The following is an 18,178-nucleotide window of genomic DNA, read 5'->3' as shown; positions in this document are numbered from 1 at the left end:
CGACTCCGCTACTCGCGCGAGGGGAACCCCTCGGCCTCCATTTTCCGCAACAGGTCCTGCCAGCGCGACAGCCGCTTGCTGTCGCCCACCTGCTTGCCTCCACCGCCGTCGGCCAGCCACAGCCCCTCGCCGTTGAAGGCGTACACCGGCTGCAGGTCGTCGCGCTGCGAGGCCGGCAGGATGCTGCCGATCAGGTTGTCCAGCACCAGCGGCACCGCTTCGGGCCGCGGGTAGTAGGTCAGCACCATGTGCGCCTGGTTCAGGCGCAGCGCCTTGACGTAGGTGATGCGCAGCTTCTGCGCCGGCACCCCGAGGTGGCGCAGGCTGACGTACTTGGCGATGGCGAAGTCCTCGCAATCGCCGGCCCCCTTGAGCAGGGCCTCCACCGGCGTGGCCCAGTAGTCCACCTGGTGCCACAGGCCGAGGTCGTCGGTGAAACGCAGCTGGCGATTGAAGAAATCGTTGACCGCCCGCAGCTGCTCCTGCTCGTCGGCGCCCGCCTCGTCGGCCAGCACCCGCTGCCAGGCCTCGATGCGTGCGCGCCCTGCCCCCAGCGGGCCATACAGCGCCTCGGCGCGGCGGGCGATCAGGGTGAAATCCCAGTCCGCCTCCAGCCACCCGGGGAACCATGCAAAGGTAGCGGTCACGACCACGGTGGCCAGCCACGGCAACCTCCGCCGCGGGCCACCCATTCGCCCGTTCGACAACATCGTCACTTCCTGCTAGCGGACCATCCGGCGCCCCACGGGGGCCGGCGCCGCATGGTGCGGGCTGGCGCGGGAAAAGGCAATGGCAATATGAAATCATCGGAACAGTGCTGCAGGCTCCCCCGCCTGCCCGCAGCCGCGTGTCACAAAAGGAATACATCCGGGCCACGGCGGTTTCCCGAGGCGCAGTTGTGCAGTGGAAGAAGCGATCCAGAGCGCTTGGCGAATCATGACCATCAGGTCATGAAATACTTACCTGCGGCTTCATTCATCAAGTGCATATACCTCAGAAACTTCCTTAAGAAATTGATGTAACAAAACTGAGCAAATCCACGATTCCTGACTAGGCTAATGGCCAGGGAAAAGCTCGCGTTAGAAGTCCGGGCGTTGTTTTTCGATCGCTGATTTCTGATGTGGGAATTCGTATGGACATGTCGAAACCAAGCCGTCCTATCGCTGCGTTCCGGCCCCGTAGCCAGGCCCTGGCCCTGGAACCCAGGATTCTCTTCGACGGCGCCGCCGCTTCCGCGGCCGACCAGCAGCACCACGCCAGCGACCACGCCGACCAGAGCGACGCCAGCCACCCCCCCCAGCACCCCGGACGCCGCCGCGGCCAAGGCCCCGGGCCAGCCACGCACCCTGGTGGTGCTGGACAGCCGCGTGGAGAACCGCGAGCAACTGACCGCCAACCTCGCGGCCAACGTCACCACCCTGCTGGTGGATGCCGGCCAGGACGCCCTGGCGGCGATCAGCGCGGCGCTGGCGCAGCTGGGCAAGGTCGACTCGATCCAGATCTTCTCCCACGGCGCCTCCGGCCAGTTCACCCTGGGCAATCAGACCTTCACCGCGGCCAACCTCGACCAGTTCGGCAGCACCCTGAACAGCTGGCGCGGCGAACTCGATGCCGGCGCCGACATCCAGCTCTACGGTTGCGCCGTGGGCGCCGGCAGCGCCGGCCAGGCCCTGGTCGACCGCCTGGCGCAATGGACCGGCGCCGACGTCGGCGCCTCCAGCAACGCCACGGGCGCCAGCGCCGCCGGCGGCGACTGGAACCTGGAGGTGCGCCACGGCGACCTCGACAAGAGCATCGCCCTGTCCGCCAGCACCCTCGACCATTTCCAGGGCCTGCTGGCCGACGCCGACCCCACCACCAGCATCGGCAGCGGGGCCGCGGTGCGCCTGGGCGACGACGTCACCTTCACCGTCAGCTTCAGCAACCCCTCGGCCCAGGTCGGCTTCGCCCCCTACATCGACCTGTTCCTGCCGGCCACCGGGCGCGACGGCGACGACGGCCTGAGCTTCGTCAGCGCCACCTACCTGGGCCAGACGGTGAAGTCCTTCGTCGTCACCTTCGACGCCAACGGCAATGCCACCCACCCGCTGGCCAAGGACGCCAACGGCAACGCCCTGGTGATCAACGCCGCCAGCGTCGGCATGAAGCCGGGCGATCAGATGGTGGTACTGCAGCTGCCCTACGCCAGCGTCACCAACGGCCAGCCGAGCATCGACGTGCAGGTCACCGCGCACCTGAGCGACCTGGCCGACACCAGCCTCTCCGACGGCGCCCCCAACCTGACCATCAACGCCCGCGGCGGTTTCGAGTACGGCAACGATTCGCTGAACAACCCCACCCTCGACCCCAGCCGGGTGGAAGGCTCGCTGCATGCCTTCGTGGTCACCCCGACTCTGCTCAGCGTGACGCAGACGCTGGACATGCCCGAGGGCGAGACCGTCACCGGCCCGAACTACACCCGTACCGAGAGCGTCACCGTGACCCCGGCCGACGGCCAGACGCTGACCGACGTCACCATCACCCAGACGGTGCCCGCCCAGGTCCACGTCAGCGCCATCACCCCCGGCGCCGGCGGTACCCTGACCTCGGTGACCCTGCACGACGGCACCGTGCTGACCAACCCGGCGCTGATCGCCGTGGCCCTGGCCAACCCGAGCGTCTTCATCAGCAGCTACAGCATCCACTACGACACCCTGAGCGGCCCCAGCACCACCCAGGTCAGCTTCTACGTACCGGAAATCGACGCCAACGGCAGCCCGGTGATCGACCCGAGCACCGGCAACCCGGTGACCATCACCTTCGGCACCGCCACCGCGAGCGGCAACTGGAACCCGCTCGACCCGCGCGACCGGCCCACCGACCCGGATGGCTACCCCTTCACCATCACCGGCGATGGCCAGGGCATCACCTTCGTCGCCAAGTCCATCACCCTGCTCAAGCAGGTGAACCTGCAGAGCGACGTCGGCACCCCCGGACTGACCCCCGGCGACACCCTGCGCTACACCATGGACATCGCCATCTCCGACTTCTTCGGCTTCGGCGAGAACATCCTCCAGCAGGGCCGCTTCACCATCACCGACCAGCTCGGCGACGGCCAGACCTTCGATACGGCCAACCCACCGACCCTGGTCATCCGCCAGGGCGCCAACAGCCAGACCATCGCCCTGGTCTACACCGCCACGCAGAACGCCGACGGCAGCACCACCCTGGTCTTCGACATCGCCCAGTCGATTCTCAACGCGGTGGGCGGCGCCGGCCTGGGCGCCCTGTTCGGCGACCTGGCCCGGGACGACGTGCAGGACGGCGCCGTTCACGCCTTCATCACCTACGACGCCACGGTGGACACCACCTACACCACCGACCACCCGCCCCACGACCAGCTCAACGAGGGCGACAGCATCGGCAACAGCGCCACGGTCAACGCCACCGTGATACGCGACGCCGTCAACCTCGGTAGCGAACAGACCGATGGTTCCAGCACCACCAGCACCATCCAGAGCTCCAGCGTCGACATCGAACTGACCACGGTGAATGGCGGCACGCCGCCGGCCGACGGCGAGCTGCGCCCCGGCGACGTGGTCACCTTCACCATCAGCTACGACCTGCTGGTGGCCGACTACGAGAACTTCAAGCTCGTCGCCTACCTGCCGCTGCCGCTGCTGGACGCCACCGGCATCGCCTGGAGCGTCGGCAGCGGCGTGGGCCAGTGGTCCTTCGGGCCGGACAACACCATTCTCGACGTGCCGGACAGCGTCACCACCGGCCCGGGCAACTCGATCGTCTTCGACTTCGGCGACTTCATCTCCGGCGGCCTCGACGGCGGCACGGTGCAGGTGCACTTCACCATGGTCGTCGGCGACCAGCCCTTCGCCGACCAGCGCTCGCTGGACGTGCTGGCGCAATCCAGCCAGACCACCACCATCGACAAGGACGTGCTGGTCTCCTCCGATGTCGCGGTGATCGCCTCGATCGCCGAGCCGGTGCTGGACATCAAGCACGGCGTGGTTTCCAGCAGCAACGGCAGTGTCACCGGCACCAGCGGCAACTGGACGGCGCCGGGTACCGGCGGCAAGCCCTTCAGCGGCAACGTCACCGACCTTGCGGCGATCAACGGCGACGTCAGCGGCATCGACGGCGGCGACACCCTGCGCCTGGCCACCGCCATCGAGAACAGCGGTGGCGGCGCCGCCTACGACGTCAGCACCAGCATCACCCTGCCGCCGGGGCTGGCCTTCGTCGGCGGCAGCCTGGGCGCGGCCAACCTGCAGGTCTACCGTGGCGACGGCACGCTGCTGGCGCTCGGCACCGACTACAGCATCAGCGGCAACACCATCACCTTCCTCGACGCCAATGGCCAGGCGACCCTGCTGGCCGGGCGCAGCGGCACGGCCAACGACCTCTCCGGCGCCAACCTGGTGGTGATCACCTACGACGTCACCGTCGACAACGCCATCCTCGCCTCGCGCACCCTGCAAAGCAGCGCCGCGCTGACCAACTACGCCAGCGTCGAGGGCGGCCAGGACTTCACCCCCACCGACCTGACGGAAATCGCCAACCAGCAGGTGGCCGCGCCGACCCTCGTCAAGAACTACAAGGACGGCAGCCTCAGCGACGACGACTCCAGCGCCGGCCACACCAGCGGCAGCAACCTGGTGATCGGCGAGGGCATGACCTACGACATCGTCGTCACCCTGCCAGAAGGCGGCACCGCCAACCTGCGCATCGACGACCTGATCCCCCCGGGCCTGCGCCTGGACCCGCGCTTCAACGGCAACCTCGGCTACCAGATCATCACCACCGCGGCCGGCAGCGGCGCCCTGGGCCAGGACTTCAACGGCACGCTGAGCGTCTCCAGCTTCAGCGCCGACGGCAGCGACGGCGGCGACATGCGCCTGGTGTTCAGCACTGCCGGCGCCACGGCCGACAACAACACCGGCAACAATGCCTTCGTCATCCGCCTGGTGCTGGTGGCCAGCAACGTGCCGGGCAACCAGGCCGGGGTCAGCCTGAACAACGGCGCGCAACTGGTCTACAGCGACCCGGACGGCGACGCCCCCAACGGCGCCACCGCCCTCGACCGCACCGTGGCCAGCGCCCAGCAGCCCGGCGTGGCCATCGTCGAGCCGACGCTCACGGTGACCCAGCAGATCACCTCCAGCGGCGGCCTTGGCGGCTACGACCAGGGCGACACCATCAGCTTCGACATCACCATCGCCAACAACTCCGGCACCGATGCCTTCGACCTCAGCCTGCTCGACCTGCTGCCGACGGAAATCGACGGCCTGACCATCACCAACGTGACCTACAACGGTGGCGCGACCAACAATGGCGGGCCCGGCTTCGTCATCCTCAACGGCCAGTTGGTCAGCGCCGGCGGCGCCAATATCGACATCGCCAACGGCGGCAGCATCGTCATCAGCCTGAGCGGCGTGGTCAACGCCAGCGCCGCCGGCGAGGCGGCCATTCCGAACAACGCCGAAGTGCGCTGGACCAGCCTCGACGGCAGCAGTAGCGCCACCGACACCGCCAACGGCGAGCGCAGCGGCGACGACGGCCTGCTCGGGGGCGGCACCCTGAACGACTACCGGGTCATCTCGCCGCTGCTGATCCCGGTGGCCAACGGCATCCAGATTTCCCGCGTCGGCGGCATGCAGGACACCCCGCCGCCCAGCGATGCCGGCGGCACCAACACCGCGGCCCTCGACGAACAGGTGGCGGTGGGCGAAGTGATCCGCTACCGCGTGGCGGTGCTGGTGCCCACCGGCGACAACCCCAACTACCAGGTCCGCATCGAACTGGCCGCCGGCCTGGAATTCATCCCCGCCGACCTCAACAACATCCTCATCGCCCTGGTCTCGAGCAACCTCAACGGTCTGTCCAGCGACATCACCCTGACCAGCAACGGCCAGCTATGGATGAACGGCAACGAGGCCAGCGACGTGGCCCAGCCGATCAGCGCCAGCCTCGGCGGCACCGTGCCCGTCGGCCGGTTCGACGCCAGCGGCGGCCGCCTGGACATCGTCACCAACGCCGACGGCAGCCAGACGGTGACCTTCAACCTGGGCAACCTGACCAACACCGAGGCCAACGACAGCGACCTCGAAGGGGTGGTCCTCGAGTTCAACGTGCGCGTCACCAATGTCAGCGGCAACCAGGCCGGCAAGCAGCTCGGCGTGAGCGCCCACGAACACGTCGGCCTGGACGGCGGGGTCGACCGCGGCAAGAGCGACACCCTCTTCGAAACCGTGGTGGAGCCCAGCCTGGCCGGGCTGGACAAGCACGTCATCGACATCCAGCCCGGCGCCGGAAACACCACAGATACCACCGTCTCGGTCAGCTTCACCCAGAACGGCAGCGTGCCGGCCTACAACATCCACCTGCAGGACCAGTTCCCCAACGGCAGCAACTACCAGGTGCAGGGCATCCTGCTCAACGGCGTGGCGCTGAACCTGGCCAACCTGCCGGAAGGCGTCGCCTTCAGCGACGGCAGCGCCATTTCGGTGGACTTCGCCCGGCTCGCCCCCAACGACCAGGTGCAGGTGATCTACAGCGTCACCCTGCCCAACGGCGTGATCGCCGACGACGCCAGCAGCGCCGCGGTGCTCACCTGGACCAGCCTGCCGACGGACTTCGAAAACACCGGCTGGGGCGGCTCCCTGCCCGGCAGCGGCGGCAGCACCGATGGCGAACGCAACGGCCAGGACGGCGCCAGCGGGCTGAACAACTACGTCCTCAGCGAGGGCGCGGGCATGGGCGTGGTTCAGGGCACCCTATGGAACGACAGCCGGTCCGCCACCAGTAGCGCCACCCCGGACGGCCCGGGTCTGGACGGCGTGGCCGTACAGCTGACCTGGGCCGGCGCCGACGGCCAGTTCGGCACCGCCGACGACCGCGTGTTCAATACCGTCACCGCCAACGGCGGCATCTACCAGTTCGCCATCCTGCCCGCCGGCAACTACCTGATCGCCGTGCCGCAGGACTATCAATTGGCGGCCAACAACCGCTTCCACATCCGCATCGACACCGACACCGGCACCAGCGCCGCCGGGCTGGGCACGGTGAGCCTCGCCCTGGGCGAAGGCGCCACCGGCACCGCCGATTCGGGCTACGTGCACCTCAACGAGGCGCCGATCAACACCGTCGCCGACCAGCACGGCACGGAAGACACGGTGCTGCACATCGTCGGCCTGGTCACCAGCGACGTGGACGTCAACGCCGGCAACGCCGACGGCATCATGACCATCACCCTGAGCGTGCAGCACGGCGTGCTCTGGCAGTCGGCCACGCCGCCCGCCGCCGATGCCACGCCGCCCACCGGCGCCGGGCGCACCCTGGTGCTGAGCGGCACCCTGCAACAGCTCAACATCCTGCTCGGCCAGCTCTATTACAAGGGCGACCAGGACTTCAACACCTTCCGCGACAGCGAAACCCTGACCATGGTCACCAACGACCAGGGCAACTTCGGCGACAAGGACGGCGACGGCATCCCCGGCGAGAACCTGGACGATGCCCTGAGCGACACCGACACGGTGAACATCGTCATCGACCCGGTGAACGACGCGCCTCAAGCCAACAACGACATCGCCATCGCCGTGGAGGCCGGCGGCTCCAACAACGCCAGCCCCGGCACCAACCCCACCGGCAACGTGCTGGCCAACGACACCGACGTCGACATCCAGACCAACAACGACTTCCTCAGCGTCACCCACATCGCCAGCAACGCCAACCCCGCCGGGCTGGACCTGCCGTCCAGCGGCGTCATCAGCATCCAGGGGCGCTACGGCACCCTGCTGATCAGCGCCAACGGCGGCTACCAGTACATCGTCGACAACAGCAACCCGATGGTGCAGGCGCTACGCACCGCCAACGACCGCCTCAGCGACTTCTTCGACTACGACCTGGTCGACAGCGGCGGCCTGACCAGCAGCGCCGTGCTGCAGATCAACATCCACGGCGCCAACGACACGCCGGTGGCCGCGCCCGACACCGGTATCGCCATCGAGGCCGGCGGCACCCTGAACGGTACCGCCGGCCAGGACGCCACCGGCAACGTGCTGGGCAACGATACCGACGTCGACTCGGTGGCCCTGGGCGAGACCAAGACGGTCAGCCTGGCCCGCTACGACGGCCCGGGTGGCGGGCGCGTGATTCCGGTCGCCAGCGGCCAGCCGGCGGTGATACAGACCGCTTTCGGCAGCCTGACGCTCAACGCCGACGGCAGCTACCGCTACGTGATCGACAACGACAGCCCGGCGGTGCAGGCGCTATCCCCCGGCCAGACACTCACCGAAATCTTCACCTACCAGGTCACCGACGCCGGCGGCCTGAGCGCCATCACCACCCTGACCATCACCATCCAGGGCGCCAACGACGCCCCGCTGGCGGTCGACGACCAGGGCAGCGCCAGCGCCGGCGCCAGCGACGGCAGCCCGGCGCCGGTGAACGCCAGCGGCAACGTGATCACCGGCGCTGCCGGCGTCGGCACCGATACCGACGTCGACAACCTCGACCAGCCCAACGCCGACGTGCTCAAGGTCGACGGCGTGCGCAGCGGCCTGGAAAGCGCCGGCGGCAGCTTCACCGCGGTGCCGGCCAGCGGCTCGGTGAGCCTGACCACCGAAGTGGCACGCCTGGCCAACGGCAGCCTGATCAACGGCAACTTCGGCCAGCTCAGCCTGAGCGCCGACGGCAGCTACAGCTTCTTCGTCAACAGCGCCAACCCGGACATCCGCGCCCTGGGCGCCGGCGAAAGCCTGGAGGTGATCGTCACCTACCAGATCCATGACAGCGGCGGGCTGACCGACCAGGCGCAACTGGTGATCACCGTCACCGGGGTCAACGACCCGCCACAGATCAACCCGGTGACTGTCGATGCCATCGAGGCCGGCGGCCTGAACAACGCCACCGCGGGCCTGGACCCCAGCGGCAACATCGCCGCGTCCTACAGCGACCCGGACGGCGATACCCTGAGCATCACCGCCATCGTCAGCCCCACCGGCGCCAACGGCACCGTCGGCCAGAGCCTGGCGGGCAACTACGGCAGCCTGGTGCTCGACGCCCAGGGCAACTACAGCTACGTGATCGACAACAACAATGCCGCCGTTCAGGCACTGCGCACCGACGCCGAGCGCCTGACCGAGGTATTCCAGTACAGCGTCAGCGACGGTAACGGCAAGACCGTCACCGCCACCTTCAGCGTGGTGATCCACGGCCGCAACGACACCCCCATCGCCAGCGAAGACGCCCCCATCGCCGTCGAGGCCGGCGGCACCGACAACGGCACCCCGGGCACCGACCCCAGCGGCAACGCCCTGCTCAACGACACCGACGTCGATGGCGGCGACGGCAAGACCGTCGATGGCCTGCGGACCGGCGCCCTGGCCGCCGGCGGGAGCTTCGTCCAGGTCGGCGCCGGCAACACCTCGGTGGCCGGCAGCTACGGCAGCCTGAGCATCGACGCCAACGGCAACTACGTCTACACGGTCAACAACGGCCTGGCCGCGGTGCAGGCACTGAAGGCCGGCGAAAGCCTCAGCGAAGTCTTCACCTACCAGATGCACGACACCGCCGGGGCCACCTCCCAGGCGCAGATCCGCATCACCATCCAGGGCGCCTGGGACGCGCCGGTGGCTCACGACGACCTGGACTTCGCCGTGGCCACCGACGACGACGGCAATGGCGGCAGCAATCCGATCGGCAACGTGCTGCCCAACGACACCGATGTCGACGCCGGCGACCACAAGACGCTGACGGGCATCGGCCTGGGCGCCGAAGGCGACAACCCGGCGCTGACCGGCGTGCCCGGCGGCACCACCCAGGCCAACGGCCAGGTGCTGGTCGGCCAGTACGGCACCCTGACCATCGGCGCCGACGGCAGCTACCAGTACGTGGTCGACTCCAGCAACGACGTCATCATCGCCCTCGGCCCGCTGGGCTTCGTCATCGAGCAGTTCACCTACCAGGTGACCGACGACGGCGGGCTGAGCGACACCGCCACCCTGAACATCGTCATCCGCGGCCAGGACCAGCCGCCGATCACCGCGCCCGACCAGGGCACCGCGGTGGAGGCCGGCGGCCTGAACAACGCCACGCCGGGCAGCGACCCCGGCGGCAACGTGCTGGACAACGACCACGACCCGGACACCATCGACCTGTTCCCGGAACAGATGACCATCCTCGCGTTCTGGAGCGGCGACCGCCCCCTGCCCGGCGACGCCGCCGCGGCCGGGCAGACCCTGCGCGGCCAGTACGGCGCCCTGCGGATCAACGCCGACGGCAGCTGGAGCTACATCCTGGACAACAGCCTGGCAGCGGTGCAGGCCCTGCGCGTCAGCGGCCAGACCCTGGTGGAACGCTTCACCTACCAGGTCACCGACATCTGGGACGCCACCAGCAACGGCGTGCTGACCATCACCATCGACGGCCGCAACGACACCCCCATCGCCCAGGACGACGCCGCCATCGCCGTGGAGGCCGGCGGAGTGAACAACGCCACCCCGGGGGTGGACCCGACCGGCAACGTGCTGGACAACGACAGCGACGTCGACGGCGTGCAATACGGCGAGACCAGGCAAGTGATCTTCTTCAGCGGCGAGAACGGCCAGCAGGCCCAGGCCGGGCAACGTCTTGCCGGGCGCTACGGTGTGCTGCTGCTCAACGCCGACGGCAGCTACCGCTACGAGGTGAACAACGCGGACCCGGTCGTGCAGGCCCTGCGCACCGCCGGCGAGACCCTGCGCGAAGTCTTCACCTACCGCATGCGCGACACCGCCGGCGCCACCTCCGATGCGCGCCTGACCGTGACCATCCAGGGCGCCGACGACAACCCGGTGGCGCGCAACGACAGCAACACCGCCAGCGACCAGGTGGTCGCGCCCCAGGCCAGCGGCAACGTGCTGCCCAACGACAGCGACGTCGACGGCGGCGACCGCCTGAGCGTGGTCGGCGTGCGCGTCGGCGCGGAAAACGCCAGCGGCGCGGCCGGCAGCGTCGGCCAGGTGCTGGCCGGGCGCTACGGCTTCCTCACCCTCAATGCCGACGGCAGCTACACCTACAGCATCGACCAGACCAACCCCGAGGTGCTCGCCGCCGCCGGCCTGGGCCGGGTGCTGCAGGACGTCTTCACCTACACCGTCGCCGACCTCGCCGGCGCCACCGACCAGGCCGAGCTGACCATCACCCTGGAGATCGCCTCGCCCTACATCCAGCCGCCGGCCGGCCCCTACTTCGGCCAGCGCCCCGGCGACGGCCAGCGCAATGCCCCCGGCCTGGGCCTGGAGCCGGCGATCTTCGTGCTGCCGGAAGTCGAGAGCATCGAGCAGCGCCTCATGCAATCCATGTGGCACGTAGACGGCAACCGCGCCGACCTGTTCCTCACCCCCGAGGTCGAGGCGGACTCGATCGGCGCGGGCCTGGGCCTGGTGCCCGGTCAGTACGTGGCCCAGGCGGTGGCCGAGAGCCGCGAAGCCAGCGAACGGGAAAGGGCCTGGATCGACGGCCGCCACGGCCGCGCCAACCTCAGCGCCGACGGCCTGCTCAGCGAGCCCTCGCTCTGGGCGCCGCGCGCCAGCGACCTGGTGCCGGCCGCCGAGAAGCCCGCGCAGACCGCCCGCGGCTTCCGCCAACAGCTGCGCGAAGCCGCGCAACGCAGGGGGAGCGCGAATTGAATCGGGATCGACAGAAAAAAACACGCATTGAACAAGGAATGCTTATGCCGGGACAACGCCTCAAGGCCTTGAGTGCCATCATCGCCGTCAGCACCGTGCTTGGCGCCTGCTCCTCGCTGATGGAGTCCAAACCCTACGACGAACAGCAGATGCGCCAGCGCGTCATCGACGACCAGGCGCGCATGTACCGCGAGCAGGAGCCGGTGAACGCGCCCATCACCTTCTACGAGGCCGCGGCGCGGGCCCTGAAATACAACCTCGACTACCGCCTGAAGCTGCTGGAAAGCGCCCTGGCCGCCGACCTGCGCGACGTCACCGCCCACGAGATGCTGCCGCGCCTGGTGGCCTCGGCCGGCTACGCCGGGCGCAACAACGACTCCGGCGGCACCTCCATCGGCATCCAGGACCGCCAGGTGTCCCTGCGTCCGTCCACCTCCGAGGAGCGCTACCGCGACATCGACAGCCTGGGCCTGTCCTGGAGCCTGCTGGACTTCGGCGTGGCCTACTACCGCACCCAGCAGAAGGCCGACCAGATCCACATGGCCGAGGAACGCCGCGAGCGCGTGGCGCAGAACGTCATGCAGGACGTGCGCAACGCCTACTGGCGGGCCCTGGGCGCCCAGCGCCTGCTGCCGGAGGTGGACAACCTCTTGATGCGCACCCACCGCGCCCTCACCGCCGCCCGCGAGGCCGAGAACCAGGGCCTGCTGCCGCGCCAGGACATCCTCGCCTACCAGCGCGCCCTGCTCGACTCGGTGTACATGCTCACCGTGCGCCGCCAGGACCTGGAGTTCGCCCGCGCCGAACTGGCCGCGCTGATGTCGCTGCCGCCGAACTCGAAGATGCTCCTGGCCGACACCAGCGAGCCGCCGCTGCCGCTGGTCACCAGCAACGTCGAGAGACTGGAGCAGCTGTCGCTGCAGCACCGCCCGGAAATCATGGAGGAGTGGTACCGCAAGCGCGTCGACGAGAACGACCTGAAGATCGCCAAGGCCCAGCTGTGGCCCAACGTCAGCGTCAACTACGGCTACCAGTACGACTCCAACAAGTACCTGTACAACAACCACTGGAACGAGACCGGCGTGCAGGTCTCCATCAACCTGCTGCGCCTGCTGCAGTACCCGGCGCTGAACACCGCCCAGCAGACCCAGGCTAAGACCGACGACATGCGCCGCACCGCGCTGTCCATGGCCATCCTTACCCAGGTTCGCGTCGGCCTGCTGCGCTACCAGCTGGCGCGCCAGGAAGTGGAATTCGCCGACGACAGCCTGCGCGTCGACAAGAGCCTGCTGGACTACGCGCAGAAGGCCCGCAGCGCCGCCCTGGGCACCGAGCTGGAACTGATCCGCGCCGAAGGCCGCTACCTGCTCTCGCGCTACCAGCGCGAGGCCGCCTACTCCGACGCCCAGGCCGCCTGGGGCCGGCTGTACAACTCGGTGGGTTTCGCCGTGCTGCCGGACAAGGTGGAGAATCACGACGTGAAGACCCTGGCCCGGGAAATCCAGCGCACCCTGGAACAGGAAAGCGGCAGCAACCTGCTCACCGCCAGCAGCGCGGGCCTGCCCAGCAGCAGTCTCTCTGGCAGCAACCTCTCCAGCAACGCCCCCTCCAGCAGCCACGAAGGAAGCGCCAATGCCGCACAGCCGTGAGTCCTGCCTGTCGTTCCTGCCGCTGTTGTTCCTCGCCCTGCTGCCGTCGGCCTTCGCCGCCGACGGCGATCCCACTCTCCCGCCGCCGGCCGCCGGCGACGAACCCAACGCCATCCGCGTGCTGCTGGTATCGGACCTGGAGACCACCCTGTCCAGCCAGATGAACGGCACCCTCGGCGAACTCAAGGCCAGCCTCGGCCAGAAGGTCGGCAAGGACGCCCTGCTGGCCCAGCTGCAATGCGTCGAAGTGCAGGCCCGCGCCAAGGTCGCCGCCGCCGAGCTGGGCATGGCCCGGCAGAACCTGGCGGCCAAGCGCAACCTGCAGAAGCTCGACGCCGCCGGCGAGCTGGAAGTGGCCATGGCCACCACCGAGGTGAGCAAGGCCGAGGGCGCCCTCACCCTGGCCCGCGCCCAGGCCGGCTACTGCCAGGTGCAGGCGCCCTTCGCCGGGCGCGTGGCCAAGGTCTACGTCAAGCCGTACCAGACCGTGCAGGCCGGTGCGCCGCTGTTCGACCTGGTCAGCGACGGCGCCCTCAAGGTGCGCCTGAACGTGCCCTCCACCCTGCTGCCGCAGCTCAAGCCCGGCATGCCGGTGGAAGTGGAGATCCACGAGACCGGCAAGCGCTACTCGGCCAAGGTCAGCGCCATCAACGCGCGGGTCGACGCCGTGGCCCAGACCGTCGAGCTGGAGGCGCGCCTGGATGCGGCCTATCCTGAACTGATCGCGGGCATGAGCGGTACCGCGCGCTTCCCCGACGCGCAAGAGTAGGCAGCCATGAGCGAGATGTTTCCGCCACCCCAGCTGCTGCTGAGCCTGGCCAACCTGCGCGACCGCGCCCTGGCCGCGGAGTCGCTGAACGCCCTGGCCTTCTCCATGGCCAACGACCTCTACGCCCTGCTGCGCTTCCACCAGGCGCTGGTGCTGGCCCAGCACGGCCAGCAGCTGGAGCTGTTGTGCATCTCCGGCCTTGCACGGCCCACCGAGGACTCGCCCTACCTGGTCTGGCTGCGCCGCGCCGGACGCTGGCTGAGCGGCCAGGTGGCGGACGCGGCGCCGCGCTGGCTGCCCCGCGAAACCCTGGAAGTGCCCGAGGACATCGCCGAAGGCTGGGCCGAATGGTGGCCCAGCGGGCTCTGGGTCATCCCCCTGCATGACCGCCACGGCCAGCGCCTGGGGCTGCTGGTGTTCCTCCTCGACGAAGCCCCGGCGCCCTCGGTGGAGCACCTGCTGCAGGGCGTGTTCCAGACCTGGGCGCACTGCTGGGCCGCCTTCGGCAAGCCGCGCTCGCTGCGCTTCTGGCGCCCCAGCCGGCGCCAGCTGTTGCTGGGCGTGGCGGTGCTGGCGGTGATGCTGCTGGTGCCGGTGCGGCAGACCGCGCTGGCCCCGGCCGAAGTGGTGTCGCGCAATGCCCAGGTGATCAGCTCGCCGATCGACGGGGTGATCGCCCGCATGCTGGTGCGGCCGAACCAGAGCGTCGAGGTCGGCACGCCGCTGTTCGCCCTCGACGAAACCACCCTGCGCAGCCGCGCCGAAGTGCTGGCCAAGGAAGTCGCGGTGGCCGACGCCGAGCTACTGGCCGCCAGCCAGCGCGCCTTCGACAACCCGCAGAGCAAGGGCGAGCTGGCAGTGCTCAACGGCACCGCGCGGCAACGCCGCGCCGAACTGGCCGCGGTGCAGGCGCAGCTGGCGCGCACCACGGTGCTCTCGCCGCGCGCCGGGGTGGCGGTGTACAGCGACCCCAACGACTGGCTGGGCAAGCCGGTGGTCACCGGCGAGCGCATCCTCCAGGTCGCCGACCCCAGCCAGCCGGGCATGCGCATCCAGCTGCCGGTGGCCGACGCCATCGCCCTGGACAGCGGCGCGCCGGTCACCCTGTTCCTCACCGCCTACCCGCTCTCGCCGCTGCACGGGGAAATCCTCGAGACCAGCTACGAAGCGCGCCCGGGCGACGACGACGTGGCCTCCTACCGCCTGCTGGCCAGCGTCGAGGGCGCCCCGGCCCACGCCCGCCTGGGTCTGCACGGCACCGCCAAGCTCTACGGCGAGCGCGTGCCGCTGGGCTACTACCTGCTGCGCCGGCCGCTGGCCGCCGCCCGCGCCTGGACCGGCTGGTGATGGACGCCGCCGCCGAAGACCTGCCCACGCCGCCGCTGCGCGACGACCTCGACATCGCCGAGGCCGGCAGCAATGCCGACGGCGAGCCGGCCTGGGTGATCCACGACAACGTCACCAACCGCTTCTTCCGCATCGGCTGGCTGGAGTTCGAATGCCTGCTGCGCTGGGAGCAGACGCCGCGGCGCATCGCCGAAGACATCGCCGAGCAGACCGCGCTCAAGCCCGACGTCGAGCAGGTGCTGGGCTTCCGCGCCTTCCTCGAACGCCACCAGCTGGTGCGCCCCGGCGCCCAGGCCCTGGAACGCCTGCGCGAGGCCAGCGAGGGCAACCAGTTCCTGACCTGGAAATGGTGGCTGCACCACTACCTGTTCTTCCGCATCCCGCTGCTGCACCCGCAACGCCACCTGCGGCGCCTGGCCGGCGCCCTGGGCTGGCTGTTCCACCCCTTCATGGGCGTGCTGGTGGTGGGCCTGGGCCTGCTCGGCATCGTCCTGGTGGCGCACCAGTGGGACACCTTCCGCCACGACGTGGTGGAATCCTTCTCCACCGAGGGCCTGCTCAGCTTCGCCCTGGCCCTGGTGGTGGCCAAGACCCTCCACGAACTGGGCCACGCCCTGGTGGCCACGCGCCTGGGGCTGAAGGTGGCGCACATGGGCATCGCCTTCGTGGTGATGTGGCCGATGCTCTACACCGACACCGGCGAGAGCTGGAAGCTGCGCAGCTCGAAACAGCGCCTGGCCATCGCCAGCGCCGGCATCCTCACCGAGCTGGGCCTGGCCGGGCTGGCCACCCTGGGCTGGGCGCTGAGCGACCCGGGCCCGCTGCGCAACGCCCTGCTCTACCTGGCCACCACCAGCTGGGCGCTGTCCCTGGCGCTGAACGCCAGCCCCTTCATGCGCTTCGACGGCTACTTCATCCTCTCCGACCTGCTCGACTTCCCCAACCTGCACGAGCGCGCCACGGCCCTGGCCAAGGTCACCCTGCGGCGCAACCTGCTGGGGCTCGACGAAGCCTGGCCGGAAGCCTTCCCGGCGCGCCAGCGGCGCCTGCTGGTAGCCTTCGCCATGGTCACCTGGGTGTACCGCCTGGTGCTGTTCCTGGGCATCGCGGTGACCGTCTACCTGTTCTTCTTCAAACTGCTCGGGATCTTTCTCTTCGCCGTGGAAATCTCCTGGTTCATCGTGCAGCCGATCTGGCGCGAACTGAAACACTGGTGGCAGCACCGCGGCGAAGTGCGCCGCGGCCGCCGCCATCTGTTCCTCCTCCTGCTGGCGGCCGCCCTGCTGCTGGTCGCGGTGCCCTGGCGCAGCCAGATCCACGCCGTGGGCCTGGCCCGCGCCGAGCACCAGGTGCGCCTCTACGCGCCCTTCCCGGCGCTGCTGCAGCAAGTGCGCAAGGCCGGCCCGGTGCAGGCCGGGCAGACCCTGGTGGTGCTCGACCAGCCGGACATCACCATCCGCCTGGCCGGCAACGAAGCCAGCATGCAAGGCTACCGCGCCCGCCTGGCCGGCCTGCTGGCCGACCCCGGCGGCCTGGCCGAGGAAGCCGCCACCCGCCAGCGCTACGGCGTGCAATTCCAGGAAGCCCGCGCCGCCCGCTCGGAAATCGCCCGGCTGAACCTGCAGGCGCCCTTCGCCGGCCAGTGGCTGGACCTGAACCCGGACTGGCGCGGCGGCCAATGGATAGGCACCCGCGAGCCCCTGGGCGTACTCATCGACCCACGCAGCTGGCAGGTGGACGCCTACGTCGGCCCCGACGAAATCCAGCGCCTGGGCGAAGGCAGCCCGGTGCGCTTCTACCCCGAGGGCGTGCCCCGGGCCATCACCGGCAAAGTCCTGCAGATAGGCACCACGCGCATCGGCCAGCTGGGCCAACCGGCCCTCGCCTCCCGCCACGGCGGCCCCCTGGCGGTGCAACCCCACGGCGACCAACTGGTGCCCAGCAGCCCGCTGTTCCACGTGCTGGTGCAACTGGACGAAGCCCCACCGAACCTCCACGAAACCCGCGGCCACCTGCAGATCGAAGGCCAGCGCCGCAGCCTGCTGGCCGATGGGTTGATGCACCTGGCGGCGGTGTTCATGCGCGAGAGTGGGTTCTAGCGCTCCCGCGATTTCGCGCGCAGGGCGCGCTCCTGCATGGGAGCTGCGCCGAGGCGCTCTTCGTAGGATGGGTTGAGCCTTGGCGAAACCCATGCGGTCGTGGTGATGGGTATCGCTTCGCTCAACACCATCCTACGAAAAGCCGTGCTTCCTGGAACGTAAGCGGGCCCTGCCCGCGATTTCGCGCGCAGGGCGCGCTCCTGCATGGGAGCTGCGCCGAGGCGCTCTTCGTAGGATGGGTTGAGCCTTGGCGAAACCCATGCGGTCGTGGTGATGGGTATCGCTTCGCTCAACACCATCCTACGAAAAGCCGTGCTTCCTGGAACGTAAGCGGGCCCTGCCCACGATTTCGCGCGCAGGGCGCGCTCCTACATTGGAATGGCGTGGGTTGGGCGGCGTAGGCGCAACTGTCCTGCCCCGCGCCGAGATGCGGCGGATAACCGCGAACGGTTATGCGCCCTACGAACTTGCCGGTTGACGCTGAACTATCCGACCGCTCCGAACGGCTCCCTCTCCCGCTTGCGGGAGAGGGCTGGGGAGAGGGCGCTCTCACCCCCCACAACAAATTGCAACGCCTTCCTCCCCATAACAGCCAGCCCCTTCGGTTACCCTCCCCGGCTCCCACGAAAAAACGACCCGCCCCAAGCC

6 protein-coding genes are annotated in these 18,178 nt (G+C 69.2%); 5 read left to right on the top strand and 1 reads right to left on the bottom strand.

Annotated features, from left to right (window positions below; all coding sequences use genetic code 11):
• Positions 1 to 8: 8 nt before the first annotated feature.
• Positions 9 to 710, bottom strand: coding sequence for a cysteine protease LapG (gene lapG / locus PM1_RS14305; RefSeq protein WP_009622279.1), 702 nt, complete (start codon positions 708 to 710; stop codon positions 9 to 11).
• A gap of 639 nt (positions 711 to 1,349) precedes the next feature.
• Between lapG and PM1_RS14300 the strand changes: the two genes are divergently transcribed.
• From PM1_RS14300 to PM1_RS14280, 5 genes are read left to right on the top strand one after another with little or no spacing between them, the layout of a single operon-like run.
• A complete protein-coding gene (locus PM1_RS14300) occupies positions 1,350 to 11,666 on the top strand; it encodes a VCBS domain-containing protein (protein ID WP_009622280.1) in 10,317 nt (3,438 codons plus the stop codon).
• A 44-nt stretch (positions 11,667 to 11,710) separates the two neighbouring features.
• A complete protein-coding gene (locus tag PM1_RS14295) occupies positions 11,711 to 13,315 on the top strand; it encodes a TolC family protein (protein ID WP_009622281.1) in 1,605 nt (534 codons plus the stop codon).
• On the top strand, positions 13,299 to 14,084 hold the full coding sequence (locus PM1_RS14290) for an efflux RND transporter periplasmic adaptor subunit (RefSeq protein ID WP_009622282.1): 786 nt from the start codon (positions 13,299 to 13,301) through the stop codon (positions 14,082 to 14,084). The genes PM1_RS14295 and PM1_RS14290 overlap by 17 nt, the downstream gene beginning before the upstream one ends.
• A 6-nt stretch (positions 14,085 to 14,090) precedes the next feature.
• Positions 14,091 to 15,431, top strand: coding sequence for an efflux RND transporter periplasmic adaptor subunit (locus PM1_RS14285; RefSeq protein WP_009622284.1), 1,341 nt, complete (start codon positions 14,091 to 14,093; stop codon positions 15,429 to 15,431).
• Entirely contained in the window at positions 15,431 to 17,530 is a 2,100-nt protein-coding gene (locus PM1_RS14280) for an HlyD family efflux transporter periplasmic adaptor subunit (RefSeq protein ID WP_009622286.1), read from the top strand. Before PM1_RS14285 ends, PM1_RS14280 begins: the two co-directional genes overlap by 1 nt.
• Positions 17,531 to 18,178: the final 648 nt, after the last annotated feature.

The organism is Pseudomonas sp. M1 (assembly GCF_022760135.1).
Taxonomy (GTDB): domain Bacteria; phylum Pseudomonadota; class Gammaproteobacteria; order Pseudomonadales; family Pseudomonadaceae; genus Pseudomonas; species Pseudomonas citronellolis.
Note: the sequence above shows the minus strand (reverse complement) of the source record. Positions and strands in the feature narration are given on the sequence as shown.

Bases quoted from the DNA above. Each gene is read 5' to 3' on its own strand.
- PM1_RS14285 (WP_009622284.1), top strand. From the start codon at position 14,091: ATGAGCGAGATGTTTCCGCCACCCCAGCTGCTGCTGAGCCTGGCCAAC.
- PM1_RS14290 (WP_009622282.1), top strand. From the start codon at position 13,299: ATGCCGCACAGCCGTGAGTCCTGCCTGTCGTTCCTGCCGCTGTTGTTC.
- PM1_RS14295 (WP_009622281.1), top strand. From the start codon at position 11,711: ATGCCGGGACAACGCCTCAAGGCCTTGAGTGCCATCATCGCCGTCAGC.
- PM1_RS14280 (WP_009622286.1), top strand. From the start codon at position 15,431: ATGGACGCCGCCGCCGAAGACCTGCCCACGCCGCCGCTGCGCGACGAC.
- lapG (WP_009622279.1), bottom strand. From the start codon at position 710: ATGTTGTCGAACGGGCGAATGGGTGGCCCGCGGCGGAGGTTGCCGTGG.